Genomic DNA, 21,330 nt, shown 5'->3' with positions numbered 1-21,330 from the left:
CTTTAGCAACTTTTAGGTGAAATATTCATATTATGTTCACATATAGACGGCGTAATGTAAAATAAAAGTAAAAAATAGAAGCTACAAAATAGGTAGAAAATAATTTTGCATAGAAAATTAAAAGGATACGTTGTACAATAATAGGATAAACTTTTTTAGGAGACAATATGATAGAGGAAAAAGAAAATCGTATGGGAGTCATGCCGGTAGGTAAACTTCTTTTTTCTATGAGTACACCAATGGTAATCTCATTCTTGGTGCAATCACTTTACAATATAGTAGACAGTATATTTGTAGCAAGATACAGTCCCGATGCACTGGCGGCGGTATCTTTGGCATATCCGATACAGATACTTATGATAGCGGTATCTGTAGGTACGGGAGTTGGAGTAAATGCATTGCTGTCAAGATTGCTTGGAGAGGGAAAAAAAGGCAGGGCGAAAGTGACTGCCGATAATGCGGTATTACTTGCAATAATATCATCTATAGCATTTGCGATATTCGGGGCAATCGGTACAAAGGCATTTTTTGATGCACAGACAAACAGTGAGAGTATAAGAATCCTGGGATACTCATATCTTTCAATTGTAACAATATTTTCATTCGGACTTATTTTGGAAGTTACATATGAGAGAATTTTACAGTCCACGGGAAAGACTATTTACAATATGATTACTCAGGGTATAGGAGCAATTATAAATATAATTCTGGATCCGATACTTATTTTCGGACTGCTTGGAGCACCGAAAATGGGAGTGGCAGGTGCGGCAATAGCTACTGTGGCAGGACAGATAATTGCGATGATTTTATCATTTATCTTCAATATGAAATATAATGAAGATGTTGATATAAGTTTCGGAAAGCATATATTTAAGCCTGATTTTATCATAATAAAGGATATTTATAAGGTCGGAATACCTTCAATAGCAATGCAGTCCATGTCAACTCTTATGATGCTCGGGTTAAACAAAATACTTGTAAGATATTCGGACATGGCGGTAAATGTACTTGGAATATACTATAAGCTTCAAAGCTTTGTATTTATGCCGATATTCGGATTAAATAACGGAATGACACCTATTGTTGCATACAATTACGGAGCGAGAAATAAAGGCAGAATAATGAAAGCGCTAAAATATTCGTTTTTATCATCTGTTGTGATAATGGTGATAGGAACCGCAATCTTTTGGTTATTCCCAAAAGAGCTTATGATACTTTTCAGTCCGAATGAAGAGATGATGAAGCTTGGAATACCGGCACTTAGAATATGCAGTCTTTGTTTTATTTTGGCGGCATTTGACGTAATAGCTATTGCAAGCTTCCAGTCTCTAGGAAACGGTATGTATGCACTCTATGCCTCATTCCTCAGACAATTGGTTTTAATACTGCCTCTTGCCTATGTGCTTTCAAAGATGTTCGGACTTGAGGCCGTGTGGTATTCCATTCCGCTTGCGGAACTGGGGTGTGCATTTTTTGATATATATTTGATGAAGAAGATATACGATCAGAAAATTGCAAATTTATAGTATAAGTTTATAGGTTTTTTTATATTTTGCCATCGGATTTGCCGGTGGCTTTTTTGTGTCTGCAAATACGATTTAAAGCAAGGAAAATTATACAAATATCTTGGATTTTTGCAAATACTTTCCGATAAAATTCGGATATAGTAAAGGATATCTGAAGGAATTCGTAAATAACAAATAGTAGTAAATATAAAGATATATACTATTTATAAGAACTGATAGTAGGAGGTAAAATGGAATCTTACTTATTGGAAATGAAAGATATCAGCAAGTCATTCGGTGCCGTGAAGGCACTAAAGAAGGCTTCCTTGAACTTAAGGAGCGGAGAAGTGCTGGCTTTAATGGGAGAAAACGGAGCCGGAAAGTCTACTTTGATGAATGTACTTAGCGGATCTTTACACCCGGATGAGGGTGAGATTTTACTTGAAGGTGTAAAAAGAGAGATAAAAAATCCTATTCAGGCAAGAAGCCTTGGAATAGTAAAAATTCATCAGGAATTGCAGATTGTACCTGAACTTGATATTGCTGAAAATATTTTTCTGGGAAGATGGCAGACAACAGGCATAGGATTTGTGCAAAAGAAAAAGATGCACGATATGGCTAAAGAATGCTTAAAGATGCTTGAGTGGGAGATAGATACAAGAACCAAGCTTAAAGATTTGCGCATCGGAGAGCAACAACTTGTAGAGATTGCCAAGGCTATTTCCTGTGAGGCAAAGATAATAGTAATGGATGAGCCGACATCGGCGCTTAGTGAACCTGAGGCGGGGAAGCTCTTCCATGTGATTGAAAAATTAAAGAAAAAAGGATGCGGTATTATTTACATTACACATCGTATGGAAGAAGTATTTAAAATTTCAGACAGACTAAGTGTAATGAGAGACGGAGAGTACATAGGTACCAAGGAAGCCGGTGAGACAAACAATGATGAAATCATTGCCATGATGGTAGGTCGCTCGGTGGAGGATCAGTATCCGAAAAGAAATGTAAAAATAGGGGATGTGGTACTTGAAGTGAAAAACTTGAGCTTCACTCCTCCAAAGGGAAGCTTTAAGCGTTCTCTAAAGGATATTTCATTTAATGTAAGATCAGGTGAGGTGCTTGGAATAGCAGGACTTGCAGGAGCAGGGCGTTCAGAAGTTTTTGAGAGTATCGTTGGAAAGCATGCTACTTGTACCACCGGAGAGATTTTGATGGATGGAAAGACAATGCAGATACATTCACCTAAAGACGCTATCGCTGCAGGAATTTCTTTTGCAACAGAGGACAGAAAAGGAACAGGACTTATTCTTGGCAGAAGCATAGGAGATAATATTTCTCTGCCTTTGTATGATCGCTATGCAAGCTTCGGATTTATGAGAGACGGTAAACAGAAAAAAGACTGGCTGGAATATATGAAAAAACTTCGTGTTAAGGCCAAATCTCCGGCGGTACCTGTGGGTTCACTCTCCGGAGGAAATCAGCAAAAAGTAATTCTTGCAAGATGGCTTTTGACAAAACCTAAGGTGCTTTTACTGGATGAGCCTACCAGAGGTATAGATGTAGGAGCAAAAGAGGAGATTTATCTTTTGATCAATGAGCTGGCGGCATCGGGACTCGCTGTAGTGGTAATATCTTCAGAACTTCCTGAAGTAATAGGAATTTGTGACCGTATCATTACTCTTTGTGAAGGCAGACTTACAGGAGAGATTTCAAAAGAAGAGGCTACTCAGGAAATATTACTGGCGGCAGCCACCAATAGAAAGGAAGTAGTGGAGGCTTAATCATGGATGCTGATAAATTAAAGATTCAAAAAATAGAAAGTTTTTTAAAACAATTTCAAAGCTATATTGCGCTGATAATTATAGTAGTAGTGGCTACACTTATAAATATCAAGGACGGAGAAAATGTATTTTTAAGTGTTCCAAACCTTATGAATGTACTTCGTGCAGTTTCAGAAACCGGTATTATTGCCATAGGTATGACAATGATACTTATATTAGGAGACATCGATTTGTCTGTAGGTTCGATTGTGGGACTGGTATCCACGGGCTGTGCCTCACTTATGGTAAGAAACGGACTTGGAATGTTTCCGGCAGTGCTTTTAAGTTTACTTATAGGCGCTCTATACGGTTTATTTAACGGATTATGTGTTACAAAGCTTAAACTTCAGGCTTTTATAGTTACGCTTGCAAGTATGAATATTGCAAGAGGTTTGGCAAGATTTTGGTCAAACGGAGTCGGAATTCCTTTGGCATATGGTGAAGGAGAGGGATTTGCACCTCCTGCATTCGGATTGTTGCAGGAAAAGGCCTTCGGAGTGATACCGGCACCTGTAATTATATTTATAAGCTTACTTTTGATCTTTCAGTGTGTGCTTTCAAAGACATCTTTCGGAAGAAAGGTTTATGCAATCGGCGGAAACAAAAATGCATCCTATCTTGCAGGTATACCTGTAGACAGAATAAAGATAATAGCATTTATGCTTTGCAGTATGTTATCTGCGGTAGCGGCTATGATACATGCGGCACAGATAAGTCAGGGCGGACCTAATGAAGGTATAGGATATGAGCTCAATGCTGTAGCGGCCTGTGCTATAGGCGGAACTTCACTTGCCGGCGGAAAAGGAACAATGATAGGCACCTTGGTAGGTGCGATAATCCTCGGATTACTTGACAATGTGCTTGGACTTAAGGGAGTCAATTCAAATTTACAGTTGATGGTAAAGGGACTTATTATAATTGTTGCAGTATTTATGCAATCTGAAAGAAAATCTGATTAGAACTCTTTATACCGAGAATCGGTATTAAAAAATACAGTCTGAAAATGACAGACATAATAGGAAGGAGAATCGTATGATGAAAAAAGGGTTTAAAAGAATGTTAGGACTCAGCTTGGCGGCAGTTTGTGCATTCGGATTGACTGCTTGTGCCGGTGGAGGACAGAGTGCTTCTACAACGGCGGCTCAAAGCGAGGAGGCAAAGAGTGAGGCCGGAGAGAGTAAGAGCGAGGGGGCAACAGCACAGAAGAAGGAATTTGTGATAGGTATGTCACAGTGTAATCTTGGTGAGCCATGGCGTGTAGCAATGAATGACCAGATTAAGATGGCGGCTGAAAAGCATCCTGAATTCAAGGTTATCTATGCCGATGCGGCTCAGGATAACTCAAAGCAGATAGCTGATATTCAAAACTTTATACAGCAGAAAGTGGATCTTATCATTACTTCACCAAATGAGGCAACACCGCTTACAAATGTAGTTAAGGAAGCTTATGAAGCCGGAATTCCCGTAATACTTTTGGACCGTAAGATTGACGGAGATACATATACTCAGTTTATAGGTGCCGACAATGTGGATATGGGTAGAGTTGCAGGAGAATATGTAGCCAATACTCTATTAAAAGACGGTGGAAAAGTTTGTGAGATCAAGGGTCTTGAAGGTACTTCAGGCGGAATCGACAGAGATAAGGGATTTAGAGAAGGTATTGCATCAAATCCTAAGGTTGAGATTGTTGCGGTAAACAATGCGGACTGGTTAAGAGAAAAAGCTATAACAGTAGCTGAAGAAATGTTACAGACAAATAAGGAAATCGATCTTTTCATAGCATTAAACGATCCTATGGCTGAGGGTGCATATATTGCGGCAAAGCAGGCAGGAAGAGAGAAGGATATCATGTTTGTAGGATTTGACGGTTTGCCGACTCCTGACGGTGGAATAAAGAGTGTTATCGATAAGAGAATCAGCATGACACAGGTATATCCTACAGGTGGTGCAGAGGCTATTCAGAGTGCATATGAGTTACTCGTTGAAGGCAAGGAGCTTGAGAAAAACATCACTTTAAAGTCGGAGGTTGTAGTTCCTGAAAATGCTGAAGAACTTTTGACAAAATACGGCGGAAAATAAGCAAAGTGTAACATCTTAAAAGTAAATAATGAATCCAAGAAAGGGGGAGCAGATTACGCTCCCCCTTTTTGTATCCTCGGTTTTGTTGTCATATTCAGTACTTAAAAACTGATATAAATTTACGGTTTATATGATACAATTAATAAGAGGTGGTAGTATGAAAAGAGATCTTCTGATATTTCAGGGGGCCATGATTTTATTTGTGGCGGTAATGCTGACTTTGGCAGGAAACTATATTTACAAAAAAGAGATGCTCCGTTCAAGAATGGGGTATATTACAGAATTACAAAGGCAACTTGCGCATTCTTTTGAGGTGAAGATACAATCTGTGGATGATACATTACAGATTCTGTCGGAAACATCAGAGATTAAAAATTGTCTTTACACAAAAGATAAAGAAACCAAAATCTATCGTGAGCAGGCTGTACGTGATATTTTTGATGCTTATGAGAAAATTCATGGTGATTATTTAAATATGATCCTTGTATATGGGGACGGAGAAGATTATATCTCAAATGATATGTACAGACCGGTGCATGAAAGTTTCTATGGAGAGGCTTGGTTTTTACAGGCGATACAGGAGGGAAGCGCCTACCGCTTTGACAGCGGACTTAGAAATCTCCAAAGCTGGAAGCATTATGACAGTGACAGCTACATTTCTATTGCAAGATCGGTACAGGAGGGTGACAGGACTCTTGGAGTGCTGATGGTGGATGTTTCTGTGGGAGAATTCAAAGAGGCCTATCAGAATCTGGAAGCCGATACGGAAAACTTTTTCTTTTTAATGGATGATAGCGGAGAGATAATTCTAAGTCCTGTAAACAGGATAGTATACAGAGTTGATCCGAAGTGGTTTAAAGGTAATGAAGGCGTTGTGGTTTCTTCAATTGGTGATAAAAACTATAAATTTGTGTTTAATCGTTTTCGTGATAACAAACTTTTGATAGTAGGGGCATATGATACGGAGGAGGAAAGTAAAATTCCTCTTCGTATGACCAGGATTTCAATATTTATGGCGGGAGTCTGCTTTGTAGCTGCTATGATATGGTCGGTGTGTTATCTTTTGGAAATAACTAAGCCCTTAACGGAGCTTTCGGATTTGATGCAGTCGGCTTCTGATGGAAATCTTGATGTCAGATTTAAGAGAGAATCCAAAGAGGATATAAGAATTCTGGGAGATGCTTTCAATAAGATGGTGGAGAAGCTTAAAACTCTGATGGAAATGATGAAGCTTGAACAAAAGCAAAAGCGTGAAGCGGAACTTTTGGTAATGCAGGAACAGATAAAACCTCATTTTTTATATAATACCTTGGATATGATTGCCTGGATGGCAAGGAAACATGGAGCAGGGGATATAGTGCATCTGATTGAAACCATGTCCGAGTTTTTCCGCATAAGTCTCAGCAAGGGTAAGGAGATGATTCCTTTAAAAGAGGAGCTTAAAATGATACAGGCTTATTTGGAGATTCAAAGTATGAGATATCAGGATCTTTTTTCCTATGAGATTTTCTGCTCACCGGATATAAGAGATGAGCTTATACTCAGGATGTGTCTTCAGCCATTGGTTGAGAACTGTTTGTATCACGGTATTAAAGAATCGGACAATCCACATGCAAAAATAATGATATCTGCAGAGGCGGTTAGAGGAGGAATGCGTATACAGATAAGAGATAACGGATGTGAGATGGGAGAGGAGGTCATGGAGCAGCTAAACTCTTGTTTAAAGGCAAATGACTGGGAAAACTGGAAGGGCGGATTCGGTGTAAAAAATGTAGGAAGAAGGCTGTGGCACAGCTTTGCAAAGGGTAGCGGATTGCATTACTCAAAAGATGAAAACGGTTATACAGTGGCAACTTTACTGATTTTAAAAGAAGATGAGTAAAAAAGCCCGGAGGTGAGAATGAAAAAAGTATTGATTGCGGATGATGAACCTATGATCAGAGAAGGATTGGCAGAAATGCTTATGTCCTTTGATCTTGGATTAAATATTGTAGGTAAAGCAAAGAACGGAGTGGAAGCCCTCAGTATGGCCAAAACTTTAGGACCGGATATTATACTGGCGGATATTTGTATGCCGAGGCTTTCAGGACTGGATTTTATAAGTAAGCTTCGTGAAGTCGAACAGACCAAAACAGATATTATTATTATCTCAGGATTTCATGAATTTGAATATGCCAGACAGGCTATTTCTCTGGGTGTAAGGGAGTATCTTTTAAAGCCTATCAAAGAAGAGGAGTTAAAATCCGTTCTTGAAAGATTACAAGTACCTTTTAAGGAGATAAAAAAGCAGAAGAAAGGTTTTGTGTCGGACTGTTTGGAACTTTTAAAAGAGCAATATACAAACAGAGATATGGACTTAAAATATGCGGCGGAAAAGCTTTTTGTAAGTCCTGATTATCTTTCACATAAGCTGAAGGAAGAAACGGGACTGCCTTTTTCACAGTGGCTGGTAAAGCTTAGGATTCAAAGAGCGGCTGAACTTTTAGAGACCGGAGAGTATTCCGTAAATGCGGTTGCCGATATGGTGGGATTTGCAAACCAGCATTATTTCTCAACGGTATTTAAACAGTATATGGGGAAATCACCGAAGCAATATGGAGGAGGAGTATGAGAAAGATTCTTGCCCGTCCAAAAGAGTTGATACTTTTAGCTTTTATACTTGTTTGCATTTTAGGATTGTTTTTATCGGAAAAATTATACGGTGAAACTTATGAAAAGGTGGAATCATACTCCTGCCTGATAGGACTTAGCTTGCCTGAGGTGGAGAATCCTTCACATGGAGCTTTGATGGAAGAATTACATTCTGAAATGAAGAATCGTGATCTTAATATGATAATGAAAGAAGCAGGAGGAGATTTCCTGCAACAATGTAAGGATATTAAGCAGCTGGCTGCCTACGGTGTGGATGTGATGGTCATTTCACCGATAGATTCGGAAGCGGTAAGAGAGGCTATAAAGGAACTAAATATGCCGGTGATTATCTTGGAAAATCCGAAATTTTTTGATGCAGGCAGTGTGTATATGGAGTATGACGGCATTTGGGGCGGAAGAGCTCTGAGTCATATGATTTTTAATGAACATTCTGATGGAATTTTACTGCTTAGAGGTCCTGATTATGATCCTGTAAGCAGACAAAGGGAGGAAGCTTTTTTAGCCGGTCTTACTAAGGAGCAGAGAGAAAGCTTGACGATACTTGAAGTCGGACAAAACAGAGACGAGGCGGAGAGAGCCATGAAATATTTTCTTATTTCAAATACAGGTATAAAAGCGGTGGCGGGGCTGAGTTCACAGACATTATACGGTGCATATCTGGCGGCTGTAAAATTCAGAAATTTTGATATGGAATTTTACGGCATAGATAATGAGATGAGTATAAATAAGATTAGTGACGGAGACTTTCATTGGGTAGTATATAACAGCATGGCAAAGAAAATACTTGATGTGGGAGAAGAGCTGTATCTTGGAAAAGAAGTTGAAAAAAAGATTGAAATAGGGGAGATGTAAGCTGATAATACCTGTATTCAATCAAAATGTAAATTTAGAATAAATAACGGTTTATTTATAATTCATTTTTTCTGTTACAGATATATTGAAAATAAAATTTAAATATAAAGCAACAAAATAAATTAATAAAAACATGAAAATAATATACAAAACAGCAAGTTGTATATGTGGTCGTTGTGTAAGATTGCGTTACGGATTTATTTAATTTATAATATACAAAGAAATTTAAGAAAAATGATAGTTTAGAATATGGAGGATATCTATGGATTATCGCAAATCCGCCACAGAAGTACTGGCGGCGATAGGAGGAAGTTCAAATATTGCTTCAGCCGCACATTGTGCTACAAGATTACGTCTTGTAATTGTTGATAACGGTAAGGTTGACAAAAAGACCATTGAAAACATTGACGGTGTAAAAGGCGTGTTTGAAGCTTCCGGACAGTTACAAATCATCTACGGTACAGGTACTGTAGATAAGGTTTATGATGAGTTCATACAAGTGGCCGGAATATCCGGAGCTACAAAAGAAGAGGCTAAGGCGGCTGCTGCAGCCAATACAAATATATTTCAGAGATTTATAAAGACTCTTGGAGATATTTTTGTTCCGATAATACCTGCAATCGTTGCTTCAGGATTTTTGATGGGAATCATGAATGCATTGGACTTCATGGTGGCTAACGGATTTTTGAATATTGATACTTCATCATCAATATATGTGTTTGCAAATCTGTTTTCTAATATTGCCTACATATTCCTGCCTATACTTATAGGATATTCGGCAGCGGGAGTATTTGGTGGAAATCAGTACCTTGGTGCGGTTATCGGTATGATAATGATTCATCCGAATCTTACAAACGCATGGAATGTGGCAACGGCTACAGATATAGCAACTCAAAGTGTATTTTTCGGTCTTTGGAAAATCAAGATGGTAGGATACCAGGGACATGTTATTCCGATTATGATATCGGTGTGGGTAATGTGTCAGATAGAGAAGAGACTTCACAAAGTTGTACCTGCAATGTTTGATTTGTTTGTTACACCTCTTGTTTCGGTATTTGCAACGGGTTATCTTGCACTTGCAGCTATCGGACCGGTATTTGTGTTTGTTGAGAACGGATTCTTAAATGCGGTACAGCTTCTTATAGCAATACCTCTTGGAATCGGTTCATTTATAATGGGTGCTTTGTATGCTCCTACAGTTGTTATGGGTATTCATCATATGTATACCATTATAGACCTAGGACAGATTGCAAAATACGGTGTAACCTACTGGTTACCTCTTGCATCTGCAGCCAATATAGCACAGGGCGGTGCTTGTCTTGCAATAGCTGTTAAGTCAAAGGATCCTAAGATAAAGAGCCTTTGTTTCCCTTCATCACTTTCAGCATTTATGGGTATAACGGAGCCGGCTATATTCGGTGTTAACCTCAGATTCTTCAGACCTTTCCTTGCAGGATGCCTTGGAGGTGCTGTAGGTGCTATGTTTGTTTCCATTATTAAGCTTGGAGCAACAGGAACAGGCGTTACCGGAATATTCGGAATTTTACTTACACTCTCAAATCCTGTAGGATATATACTGATGTTTATTATATCAATGGCGGTTGCATTTGCGGCAAGCTGGGTACTTACTCCGTCAAGCCTGATAGATGCAAATCTTGCTACTGAACCTGTGGAAGAAAATAAGAATGCCAAAGCTCTTGGAAGTGTAAATTCTGCAGAAGTGGATACAGGAGTAAGAGTAGAGATTAAGAAGGATGAGAATGCACCTGTAGAAGTTGAATCACCGCTTAGCGGAAAGATAGTTTCTATGGAAGAGACCAAGGATGAGACTTTTATAGCAGGAATACTTGGAAAGGGTATATGTATTATACCTGACGGTGATACTGTATATGCACCTGATGACGGTACTGTAATCGCTCTTATGGGACATGCTGTAGGTATGAAGCTTGATAACGGTGTGGAGCTTATAGTGCATGTAGGTGTAAATACGGTGGAACTTGGCGGAAAGCATTTTGAAGCATTGGTTGCAAACGGAGATAAGATAAAGAAGGGTCAGGCACTTATGAAGTTTGACTCAAAGGCAATTTCAGAGGCCGGATATCTTATGACCACACCTGTACTTGTAACAAACAGTTTTGAATACAGTGATGTAACTTGCGCTCCTTTTGGGGATGTGTCAGTGGGTGATAAAGTGTTGACTGCAGTAAAATAGTATTATAATAAAAGAGGCTGTCGAAATTATTTTTCGACAACCTCTTTTTACATAAATGCTCTTGGAGCTACACGCTTTATCATATCGAGCATATGATCATCAGGTGTGACAAACAGCAAAATATTCTCACCGTTATTCGGGAAGATAAGACAATAGGAAGATGCCATATCTCCTGTGGAGCAGTCTGTTTTCTTACCGTTTCTTTGGCCGTTCATCTTAGGTGATGAAGTAGGGAAAGCTACTTCCAATGTCTTAAGATCGACATTAAGTACATTTTTTCGTTTTGTCTTATTGTATATAGCGTCAATAGTCAGATCGGCATTCAATAAAGAATATTCATACTCTACGGATATTCTCGGATAAACCATATAATAAAATACAAAACCGAGTCCTACGGCAAGTATTAGGGCAAACTGGATATATAGTGAGAGTATAAGTGTGAATACTATTGCAACAATATTTACTGCCGAGAGAATAATTGCTGTAGTATCAGGTTTATTCTTTTTTATAAGTAATTCATAAAATGTATCATTCATTGTTTTTCACCTTCAAAAAATTTGTAATAAGTATAGCAGTATTAAATATATTTGCACCTTCAAAGGTCTTTATATCAATACCGTATTTTTTTTCTATTTGCTCTATTCTGTAAACAAGAGTATTTCTATGCATATGCATATATCTTGCAGTTTCCGCAATACTTAAATTGTGACGGATAAAGGTAGTCACAAGCTGCATTGTCTCCTCATCTATTACTTCACCTATATGATTTTTCAGAAACTTTTCACATACAGATTTCGGAATATTATAAATAAGCTCACCGGCTCCAAGATCACCGGGACCGATTATTTTTTTGTCCGAATAAAAGATCCGGCTTATAGTCAGGGCCTGACTGAGCTCTGAATATTCCTTTGTCAAAAGAGATAAATCGGTAAATATATCACTGTATGCAATATATGCTCCGGTCATTCCTTCCGTCTCTATAACATCTATAAGAGGGTGTGCAATATTGTCTTCACCAAGATATAAAAAGCATATATGAGTGGAATCCGTTATACAAAGATATTCGGAGCTCTTTCCGGGATATAGAGAGGTGATTATCTTTGTAATATTATCATCGACTTTTGTAGGCACATATATAAGATACAGGCGCATTTTGGTTTCAGGTTTTATACCCAGTGCCTTGATTGCATTTACCTGTTCCTTGTAAGGATAAAATCTGCTAAGTATATTCAAAAGAAGATTTGCACTTGAATATTTCTCCTTGTATGCAGTGGAAAGTTTTTTTAAATCTATAAGATCTATTTCATCTTCATTCTCAATACGAAGCTTTATTCCCGTCAGTTTATATATTTTATTTAATTCGTTTTTAAAGTCATTATTCATAAGCTTATTATAGCTTTAAATAATGACTTGGTCAAAAGTATTTTGCCATAATAAAATAAAGGGGTAATAATTACCCCCTTATCATAAAAACAAATTAGTTTGTAATTGTAAGCTCTGTTTCCTTATCAAAGATATGAACCTTTTCCATATCAAGAGCGAACTTGGCATGGTCGCCTGTTCTAAGATTTGTTCTTGGATTTACTCTTGCTGTCATCTGGAAGCCTTCCACATCAAAGTATAAGAATACTTCTGCACCTAAGAGCTCATAAACCTTGATATCGGATTCGATAACGCTGTCAGGTGAGCTGTTGATAAAGAGCTCGGAATCATGCATATCCTCAGGACGAATACCAAGTACTACAGTCTTACCGTTGTAAGAACCGTCTTTGAACTTGGCAATCTTTGAGATAGGAAGCTTAAGAGTATTGGCTCCAACCTTTAAGAATACATCCTCACCTCTGTTCTCAACAACTGCATCCATGAAGTTCATCTGTGGTGAACCGATGAATCCTGCAACGAAGAGATTGCAAGGAGCATTGTAAAGATTTGCAGGAGAATCAACCTGCTGTACAATACCGTCCTTCATAACTACGATTCTTGTACCGAGTGTCATAGCCTCTGTCTGGTCATGAGTAACGTAGATGATAGTAGCACCGAGTCTCTGATGAAGCTTTGAAATCTCGATACGCATCTGCACTCTAAGTTTTGCATCAAGGTTTGAAAGAGGCTCATCCATAAGGAATACCTTAGGATTACGAACGATAGCACGTCCCATCGCAACTCTCTGTCTCTGACCGCCGGAAAGAGCCTTTGGCTTTCTGTCAAGGAGCTTCTCAAGGTCAAGTATTCTTGCAGCTTCACGAACAAGTCTGTCTATCTCATCTTTAGGTCTCTTACGAAGCTTAAGACCGAATGCCATATTGTCATATACTGACATATGTGGATAAAGAGCATAGTTCTGGAAAACCATGGCGATATCTCTGTCCTTAGGCTCAACATCGTTAACTACCTTGCCGTCAATCTCAAGTGTACCGCCTGAGATATCCTCAAGTCCTGCGATCATACGAAGTGTTGTAGACTTACCACAACCTGAAGGTCCTACAAAGATGATGAACTCTTTGTCTGCGATTTCAAGGTTGAAATCCTGAACAGCCTTAAAACCGTTAGGATAAACTTTTTCAATATTCTTTAATGATAAACTAGCCATATTACCTCCTAAAATTTATACGAATTTTATGTCTCAAGTATATTAAATAAAGCGTAGGCTTTCAATCGCATGCATGACCAAAAATACATACATTCTTTCGTCAAAATAACGAATTGAGAAAGTGCCCTATATGGTTTACATAAAATCGGCATTGTGCTATGCTAAGAAAAATATATCGACCGTAAAAAACTTAATATGATAAAGAAAGTATACGATAGGTGTAAATAATATAGCGAGGTAAGAAAATGAAGAAGGCATGGTGGAAGGAAGCGGTAGTATACCAGATATATCCGAGAAGCTTTTGTGACAGCAACGGAGACGGAATAGGCGATTTAAACGGTATTACAAGTAAACTTGACTATTTAAAAGAGCTTGGAATAGATGTAATATGGCTCTCACCCGTATATAAGTCACCAAATGATGACAACGGATATGATATTAGCGATTATGAGGATATAATGACCGAGTTCGGTAATATGGACGACTTTGACAAGATGCTCGCCGCTGCGCATGAGAGAGGTATCAAGATAGTGATGGACCTTGTGGTAAATCATACATCGGATGAGCATCCATGGTTTGTGGAGAGCCGCAGTTCAAAGGATAATGAAAAGAGAGATTATTATATCTGGAAGGAAGGTAAAGACGGTAAAGAGCCTACCAACTGGGGTTCCGCATTCTCGGGTCCGGCATGGAAGTATGATGAGAAAACGGATATGTATTATCTGCATCTTTTCTCTGTAAAGCAGCCGGATTTGAATTGGGAAAATCCTAAGGTCAGAAAAGAAGTCTTTGATATGATGACAAGATGGTGCGAAAAGGGCATCGACGGTTTCAGAATGGATGTTATAAGTCTTATATCAAAGCCTGAAGGGTATCCTGATGCAAAGGTAGTCGGGCTTTACGGAGATATGAACATCTGTGCCAACGGACCTAAGGTACATGACTATCTCAAAGAGATGAATGAAAAGGTGCTTTCAAAGTTTGATATTATGACTGTCGGAGAGACTGCAGGCGTTACGCTTGATGAGGCGAAAAAGTATGCAAACAGTGAGGGCAGTGAGCTCAATATGGTGTTCCAGTTTGAACATATGGGACTTGACGGTGAAGGAGACTTCAAGTGGTCAACAAAGCACATCCCTCTTGTACCTTTAAAGGAGAACCTTACAAAGTGGCAGCTTGGACTTGATGAGGTTGCATGGAACAGCTTATATTTTTGTAATCATGACCAGCCGAGAATTGTTTCAAGACTTGGGGATGACAGTGACGAGTTCAGAGAGGTTTCGGCAAAGTGTATAGCTACCTGTCTACATATGATGCAGGGTACACCTTATGTATATCAGGGTGAGGAGCTCGGTATGACAAATACCGTGTTCAAGTCTGTAGACGATTTCAGAGACCTTGAATCAATCAATGCATATAGGGAGCTTATAGAGAGCGGTCTGTATACTAAGGAAGATATGTTCCCGAAGATTGCACACAAGAGCAGAGACAATGCAAGAACTCCTATGCAGTGGGATGCAAGCGAGAATGCAGGTTTTACTACAGGAACACCTTGGATAGCCGTTAATCCGAACTATAAAAAGATCAATGTGGCGGATCAGTTAAAGAGAGAAGACTCCGTATTTAACTATTATAAGAAACTCATCAGACTCAGAAAAGAAAATGAGATAATAGTATACGGAAATTATGAACTCTTACTTCCGGAAGATGAAAATATTTTTGCATATGTAAGAAGTCTTGACGGAAAGAAACTTTTAACAGTGTGCAACTTCAGTAAGAGCGAGCAAAAATTTGACTTCCAAGGCTATGAAAATGCCGAGGTTCTGATATCAAATTATAACAGAGATGCCAGGAAAGACGGCATATTAAAGCCATATGAGGTGACTGTTTTATTACTTGAAAATACATGAAAAACGTGATAAAATGTTGACAAATATAATAAAGATACTCAATGGAGGAGAATAAAATGAAAAAAAGATTCTTGAGTGTTGCGGCAGGTGTTTTAGCCGTATCTGCTATCTTGGCAGGTTGCGGTTCAGGTGCTGCAAAGAGCGACGGCGGTGCAGATAATCAGAGCAGTGCTGCAGAGACTAAGGCAGGCGAGAGCAAGGCCGACAGTGCTGCAAGCGGAGATGCCCTTAGACTTATCAACGGTAAGATTGAGATCGATGCGCAGTTAAAGAAGGCTGCAGAGAAGTTCAAAGAGAAGACCGGACAGGAAGTTGTTATCGAGTCACTTGGTGGCGGTGTTGATATCCAGGGTCAGATAAAGAGCTACAAGGCTGCCGACAATATGCCTGATTTGTTCGTTATCGGTGGTGACGGAGATTACGCCAACTGGACAGATATGGTTGCGGATCTTAGCGATACAGAGTTTGCAAAGAATACAGACTTTGCTTACAAGGATAAGACAACAGGTAAGGTTGTAGGTTTCCCATATGCGGTAGAGGGATATGGAATCACATACAATGCCGATATCTTGGAGAAGGCAGGTATCGATCCTGCAACACTTACAAACTATGATGCTTTCAAGGCCGCTTTTGAGAAGCTTGACGGCATGAAGGATGAGCTTGGTATTCAGGCAGTAGCATCAGTTGCTGCAGAGGCAGGACAGATGTACTGGTCAACAGGTAACCATATATTCGGTTATTACTATACAGGTGGTCTTGAGAGAGGCGACAACAAGTATTTTGATATGGCTATGAAGGGTGAGCTTGATGATGCAAGACTTGGTGAGTTTGCTGATATGACAGAGCTTCTTTTCAAATATGCAGATCCTCAGGTACTTGTTTCAGGAACATATGATGATCAGCTTGCACTTTGGGCACAGGGTAAGACAGCATTCATTACACAGGGTAACTGGATTGATCCTTCACTCCCAACATACAATGTGTCATTTAAGGCAGGTCTTTTACCACTTGCTTTCACAAAGTCAGATATGACAAGAATTCTTGCAGACTGCCCGTCATGGTGGTGTGTATATAAGGACGGTAAGAATGTAGAAGGGGCTAAGGCTTTCCTTGACTTCCTTGCTACAGATCCTGATGCACAGGAGATTCTTGTAAAAGAAGCAGGTATGATTTCACCATATAAGACAAGTACAATAGAGCCTGAGACTCCACTTGCGGTTAGCCTTAAGAAGTATGTAGATGCAGGTGAGACATCTTCATGGGCATGGTCAAATATGCCTGAAGGACTTGCACAGAACGCACTTGGACTTGTATTTGATTCATTTGCAAAGGGAAGCATTACAAGAGATGATTTTGTAACTTTGATGAAGTCAACAATGGCTGACTACATAGCAAACAATAAGAAATAATATTTTTAAAATGCTTCGCAAATTATAGAACAGCGAGTCTTTGAAGTTTTGATGGCGACTTTTTAAAGTCGCCATTTTTTTATAGAAAGATTTTTTAAACTAAGTTTATTGAAAGGAGTGAAAATTGAATACAGATAAGAAAATAATTCCTTTGGCAATGCTGGCTCTTGGAGCAATACTTACAATTTATGCATTGATTTTAGACTTGACCGGGGCTTCAGGAGAGCTTAGAGGATATATACTTATTTTGGGTGTTATTTTACTCATATTGGGCGTATTTAAAATGCCGCATAAGAAGCACACAAAGATAGTAAATATGGTATTTTTATTTCCGATGGTATTTACTTTTGCAGTGACGGTTATAATTCCTTTTATTTTGGGTATTATATATTCATTTACAGATTGGAACGGAATACAGGTTACAAGATTTGTCGGATTTGAAAATTACATTACAATGTTTAAGCAGTCGGACTATGTATATTCATTCGTAATTACACTTATATATACAGTTATAAATATGGTTTTGGTTAATGTTGTCGGATTTGTGCTGGCACTTGTATGCTCATCAAAGATAAAGGGTACATCGTTTTTCCGTTCAGCTTACTTTTTACCGAACCTGATTGGTGGTCTTGTACTCGGTTATGTATGGCAATTTATCTTCAATAAGGTATTTACAACCATATTTGCAGGTTCATTGTCAATGCTTACAGATGCAAACCTTGCACTGCTTGCTATTTTGATAGTAAATACATGGCAGTATGCCGGATATATAATGCTTATTTATCTTACAGGTCTTCAGACTGTACCGAAGGATGTACTTGAGGCATCGGGAGTTGACGGAGCTTCAGCACTTACAACACTGTTTAAAATAAAAATACCGATGATTGCAAATACATTTACAGTATGTATATTCCTTACATTGGTAAACTCATTTAAGCAGTTTGACTTAAACCTTGCGATAACAAACGGTGCACCGAGCCGTATTATGGGACCGAAGATTATTCAGGCTACAGAGCTTTTGGCTCTTAATATTTATAATACAGCTATCAGAAAGAACAATTATGCTCTTGGTCAGACCAAGGCGGTTGTATTCTTTATAATACTTGCAGCAGTATCTTTGACACAGGTTGCAATCAGTAAGAAGAGGGAGGTAGAGCTATAATGAAGGCACAGAAAACAAGAAATTTAATCGGCAGTATTATAGGCTTTATTATCGCATTCTTTATACTATGCCCTTTCTTCCTGGTAATTATAAACTCTGCAAAAACCAGTGCGGATATAGTAATAAGTCCTATATCTTTACCTAAGAACTGGGGACAGATGCTTGCAAACTTTAAGGGTGTTATAAACAATGACAACTTCAGTTATTGGAGCTCTTTCAGAAGCTCTTTGATAATTACAGTGGTTTCACTTGTGCTTTTGACATTGTTCTCATCAATGGCTGCATGGGTACTCAGCCGTCATCATAAAGAGGGTTGGTCAAACTTCATCTTTATGATGTTTGTAGCGGCTATGGTTATTCCTTTCCAGGTAGTTATGCTTCCTATACTTACAGTTTTCAAGAATATAGGAAACTTTACAGGAATACAGATGCTTTCAAGCTATAAGGGTGTAGTATTTGCTTACCTCGGCTTTGGAGGTTCCATGTCAATATTTGTATTGCACGGATTTATAAAGGGTATTCCAAAGGAGCTTGAGGAGGCTGCATGGATTGACGGTTGCTCTCCTGAAGGCACATTCTTCAGAATAATAATGCCTCTTCTTCGTCCGGTACAGATGACGGTTCTTATACTGAACGGTTTGTGGATATGGAATGACTATTTGCTTCCGTCCATTATGCTTGGACTTAACGGTAAGATTAAAACACTGCCTATCGCGGTAAGCAGCTTTGTAGGCTCTTATGTAAAGCAGTGGGATTTGATTCTTAGCGCCGCATTCCTTGCTATGATTCCTATAGTATTATTATTCCTGATTGCTCAAAAGCAGATTATTCAGGGAATGGTAGACGGAGCTATTAAATAAGATGTTAAAGGGGTAAACCCTAAATATAAGCCATGCGAATCCGATTTTGCATGGCTTAAAAAATAAGGAGGAGAAAATGAGAAAAAGTGGAATATTACTTCATATAAGCAGCCTTCCCGGTAAATATGGAATAGGAAGTTTTGGAAAAGCTGCATATCACTTTGTTGACAAGTTAAAAGAGGCAAAGCAATCATTCTGGCAGATACTGCCTCTTGGAGCCACAGGATACGGAGATTCGCCATACCAGTCATTTTCTACATTTGCAGGAAATCCGTACTTTATAGATCTTGAACAGCTTATAGAAGAAGGACTTTTGACCAAAAAGGAATGTGACGGTGTAGATTTCGGCACAGATTTAAAGAGAGTTGACTATAAAAAGCTCTATGAAGGCAGATTTGATCTTTTACATAAGGCATATGAGAGAGCAAAAGTTTATGAAGATGATAAATTTGCAGATTTTGTTTATGAGAATTCCAAATGGCTCTGGGATTATGCACTCTTTATGGCGATTAAAGACTATTTTAACGGAGAGCCTTTTAATACCTGGCCGAAGGATATAAGAGAAAGATATGATTATGCCATCAATTATTATAGGGAGAAGCTTTACTTTGATATAGAATTTTATCAGTTCCTACAATATAAGTTTGATGAACAGTGGAAGAAATTAAAAGCATATGCCAATGAAAACGGTATAGAGATTATCGGCGATATTCCGATTTATGTGGCTATGGACAGTGCGGACACCTGGGCGCACAGAGAGCTGTTCCAGATGGATGAAGAGGGTAATGCTGTAGCGGTGGCAGGTTGTCCGCCCGACGGTTTTGCTCCTGACGGACAGCTTTGGGGAAATCCGCTTTATAATTGGGGATATCACAGAGATACAGACTATAAATGGTGGATAAAAAGACTTGGAAAGAATTTTGAAAACTATGATGTTATCAGAATAGATCATTTCAGAGGATTTGATGAATACTATTCCATCCCTGCAGAGAATGAGACTGCGGCAGGCGGTCACTGGGAGAAGGGTCCGGGTATTGAACTCTTCAATAAGATAAGGGAAAGACTTGGTGACTGTAAGCTTATAGCGGAGGATCTTGGATATGTGACGGACAGTGTAAGAAGACTTGTAAACGACAGCGGCTATCCCGGAATGAAAGTCCTTGAATTTGCTTTCGATTCCAGAGATACGGGAAGCGCAAATGACTACTTACCTCACAATTATACAAGAAACAGCGTGGTATATACCGGAACTCATGACAATGAGACTGTGATGGGATGGCTTGATGATATTACGGAAAAAGAGTATGATATGGTGCTTGCATACTTTAATTTAAAGAAGTCCGACAAGAAGACCGAAGTCTGCGATGCACTTATCAGAGCGGCAATGGGAAGTGTCTCGGATACCTGTATTATACCTATACAGGACTATCTTCACTATGACCACAGGTACAGAATGAACACACCTTCCACAATAGGTAAAAACTGGATGTTCAGACTTACAGAGAATGAGATAGATGAGAATACCTGGAAGAATATCAAGTATCTGACAGAGTTGTATGGCAGAGGGTGAGAGATTGGTTTAATAATTCCAACTTGATACTACTAATTATCATATAATTATGGTATAATATACCTCATAATATTAAAAAAGGGGGTGAAGATTATGCCACAAATTATTCCTATTAAAGATTTGAAAAACACTTCAGAGATTTCAGATTTATGCCATAGTACATCAGAACCTGTTTTTATAACAAAAAACGGATATGGTGATATGGTAATTATGAGTATTGATACCTTTGAAGGAATATCCAATAAGATGAATATGTATCAAAGTCTTATAAACTCAGAACAGCAAATCAAAGAGGGAAAAGTACGTGATGCAAGAGAGGCTCTTAATACAGTGAGGAATAAGTATGATTTATAATATTATTTCTACTGAAGAGATGGAAATATTGTTGGATGAATGTATTAGATATCTTATTTTTAAGCTTAAGAATAAGGGTGCTGCCCAACATTTACTTGAAGGAGTTTCTCAAATATATGATATGTTGGAGACAAATCCATATGTATATAAAATAAGTCAAGATTATTTTATGAAATCGTTCGAGTATCATGAAGCCAAGGTTACGGGAATGGATTATGTAATCATATATAAGATCGTTGATAAAAATGTCTATATATTAGGAATTTTTCATACTTTAGAAAATTATGAAAATAAGATAAGACTCTTTTGGAAAAAAGATATTTTTTAGTATTAAAAAAGAATCTGTCGGAGGTGT

General features: G+C 38.5%; 18 protein-coding genes. 15 read left to right on the top strand and 3 right to left on the bottom strand.

What is annotated here, in order from left to right; all coding sequences use genetic code 11:
• Positions 1 to 167 precede the first annotated feature (167 nt).
• The 8 genes from HMPREF1495_RS09345 (at position 168) to HMPREF1495_RS09310 (ending at position 11,120) form a co-directional block, all read left to right on the top strand.
• The gene (locus HMPREF1495_RS09345) at positions 168 to 1,526 is read left to right on the top strand and encodes an MATE family efflux transporter (protein WP_034214148.1); all 1,359 of its coding nucleotides are present in this window, start codon (positions 168 to 170) and stop codon (positions 1,524 to 1,526) included.
• 230 nt (positions 1,527 to 1,756) lie between these two features.
• Positions 1,757 to 3,286 (top strand): sugar ABC transporter ATP-binding protein, encoded by a 1,530-nt coding sequence (locus tag HMPREF1495_RS09340; RefSeq protein ID WP_034214146.1) that lies wholly within the window; start codon positions 1,757 to 1,759, stop codon positions 3,284 to 3,286.
• Positions 3,287 to 3,288: 2 nt separating this feature from the next.
• Positions 3,289 to 4,284, top strand: coding sequence for an ABC transporter permease (locus HMPREF1495_RS09335; RefSeq protein ID WP_007595156.1), 996 nt, complete (start codon positions 3,289 to 3,291; stop codon positions 4,282 to 4,284).
• Positions 4,285 to 4,357: 73 nt separating this feature from the next.
• Entirely contained in the window at positions 4,358 to 5,404 is a 1,047-nt protein-coding gene (locus HMPREF1495_RS09330; protein ID WP_034214143.1) for a substrate-binding domain-containing protein, read from the top strand.
• 157 nt (positions 5,405 to 5,561) lie between these two features.
• Positions 5,562 to 7,286 carry a cache domain-containing sensor histidine kinase gene (locus HMPREF1495_RS09325; RefSeq protein WP_034214140.1) on the top strand — a complete coding sequence of 575 codons (1,725 nt, stop codon included), beginning with the start codon at positions 5,562 to 5,564 and terminating at the stop codon, positions 7,284 to 7,286.
• Positions 7,287 to 7,304: 18 nt separating this feature from the next.
• Positions 7,305 to 8,015, top strand: coding sequence for a response regulator transcription factor (locus HMPREF1495_RS09320; RefSeq protein ID WP_007595162.1), 711 nt, complete (start codon positions 7,305 to 7,307; stop codon positions 8,013 to 8,015).
• Complete coding sequence (locus HMPREF1495_RS09315; protein WP_034214138.1) at positions 8,012 to 8,908, top strand: sugar ABC transporter substrate-binding protein; 897 nt, start codon at positions 8,012 to 8,014, stop codon at positions 8,906 to 8,908. Before HMPREF1495_RS09320 ends, HMPREF1495_RS09315 begins: the two co-directional genes overlap by 4 nt.
• Before the next feature lie 262 nt (positions 8,909 to 9,170).
• Positions 9,171 to 11,120, top strand: a complete 1,950-nt coding sequence (locus tag HMPREF1495_RS09310; RefSeq protein ID WP_034214135.1) for a PTS beta-glucoside transporter subunit IIBCA — start codon at positions 9,171 to 9,173, stop codon at positions 11,118 to 11,120.
• Between the two features lie 47 nt (positions 11,121 to 11,167).
• Here the strand turns inward: HMPREF1495_RS09310 and HMPREF1495_RS09305 are convergent, their stop codons facing one another.
• From HMPREF1495_RS09305 to HMPREF1495_RS09295, 3 genes are all read right to left on the bottom strand, one after another.
• The gene (locus HMPREF1495_RS09305) at positions 11,168 to 11,656 is read right to left on the bottom strand and encodes a hypothetical protein (RefSeq protein ID WP_034214133.1); all 489 of its coding nucleotides are present in this window, start codon (positions 11,654 to 11,656) and stop codon (positions 11,168 to 11,170) included.
• Positions 11,649 to 12,503, bottom strand: a complete 855-nt coding sequence (locus HMPREF1495_RS09300; protein WP_034214130.1) for a PucR family transcriptional regulator — start codon at positions 12,501 to 12,503, stop codon at positions 11,649 to 11,651. The genes HMPREF1495_RS09305 and HMPREF1495_RS09300 overlap by 8 nt, the downstream gene beginning before the upstream one ends.
• 94 nt (positions 12,504 to 12,597) lie before the next feature.
• A complete protein-coding gene (locus tag HMPREF1495_RS09295; protein ID WP_034214127.1) occupies positions 12,598 to 13,710 on the bottom strand; it encodes an ABC transporter ATP-binding protein in 1,113 nt (370 codons plus the stop codon).
• Between the two features lie 245 nt (positions 13,711 to 13,955).
• On the opposite strand from HMPREF1495_RS09295, the gene HMPREF1495_RS09290 reads away from it, so the two are divergent.
• The 7 genes from HMPREF1495_RS09290 to HMPREF1495_RS09260 all read left to right on the top strand — a co-directional run bounded on the left by HMPREF1495_RS09290 (position 13,956) and on the right by HMPREF1495_RS09260 (position 21,303).
• On the top strand, positions 13,956 to 15,620 hold the full coding sequence (locus HMPREF1495_RS09290; protein WP_007595171.1) for a glycoside hydrolase family 13 protein: 1,665 nt from the start codon (positions 13,956 to 13,958) through the stop codon (positions 15,618 to 15,620).
• 56 nt (positions 15,621 to 15,676) lie between these two features.
• Positions 15,677 to 17,029, top strand: coding sequence for an ABC transporter substrate-binding protein (locus HMPREF1495_RS09285; protein ID WP_034214124.1), 1,353 nt, complete (start codon positions 15,677 to 15,679; stop codon positions 17,027 to 17,029).
• Positions 17,030 to 17,153: 124 nt separating this feature from the next.
• Entirely contained in the window at positions 17,154 to 18,191 is a 1,038-nt protein-coding gene (locus tag HMPREF1495_RS09280; RefSeq protein WP_034214122.1) for a carbohydrate ABC transporter permease, read from the top strand.
• Positions 18,191 to 19,051, top strand: coding sequence for a carbohydrate ABC transporter permease (locus HMPREF1495_RS09275; RefSeq protein ID WP_007595175.1), 861 nt, complete (start codon positions 18,191 to 18,193; stop codon positions 19,049 to 19,051). Before HMPREF1495_RS09280 ends, HMPREF1495_RS09275 begins: the two co-directional genes overlap by 1 nt.
• A 76-nt stretch (positions 19,052 to 19,127) precedes the next feature.
• Positions 19,128 to 20,621, top strand: a complete 1,494-nt coding sequence (malQ, locus tag HMPREF1495_RS09270; protein ID WP_034214119.1) for a 4-alpha-glucanotransferase — start codon at positions 19,128 to 19,130, stop codon at positions 20,619 to 20,621.
• Between the two features lie 93 nt (positions 20,622 to 20,714).
• Positions 20,715 to 20,975, top strand: a complete 261-nt coding sequence (locus HMPREF1495_RS09265) for a type II toxin-antitoxin system Phd/YefM family antitoxin (RefSeq protein WP_007595179.1) — start codon at positions 20,715 to 20,717, stop codon at positions 20,973 to 20,975.
• Positions 20,965 to 21,303 (top strand): type II toxin-antitoxin system RelE/ParE family toxin, encoded by a 339-nt coding sequence (locus HMPREF1495_RS09260; protein ID WP_034214116.1) that lies wholly within the window; start codon positions 20,965 to 20,967, stop codon positions 21,301 to 21,303. The genes HMPREF1495_RS09265 and HMPREF1495_RS09260 overlap by 11 nt, the downstream gene beginning before the upstream one ends.
• The last annotated feature ends 27 nt before the right edge of the window (positions 21,304 to 21,330 follow it).

Source organism: Lachnoanaerobaculum sp. MSX33, from assembly GCF_000512995.1.
GTDB lineage: Bacteria > Bacillota > Clostridia > Lachnospirales > Lachnospiraceae > Lachnoanaerobaculum.
This window is presented reverse-complemented; position numbering and strand designations above follow the sequence as displayed.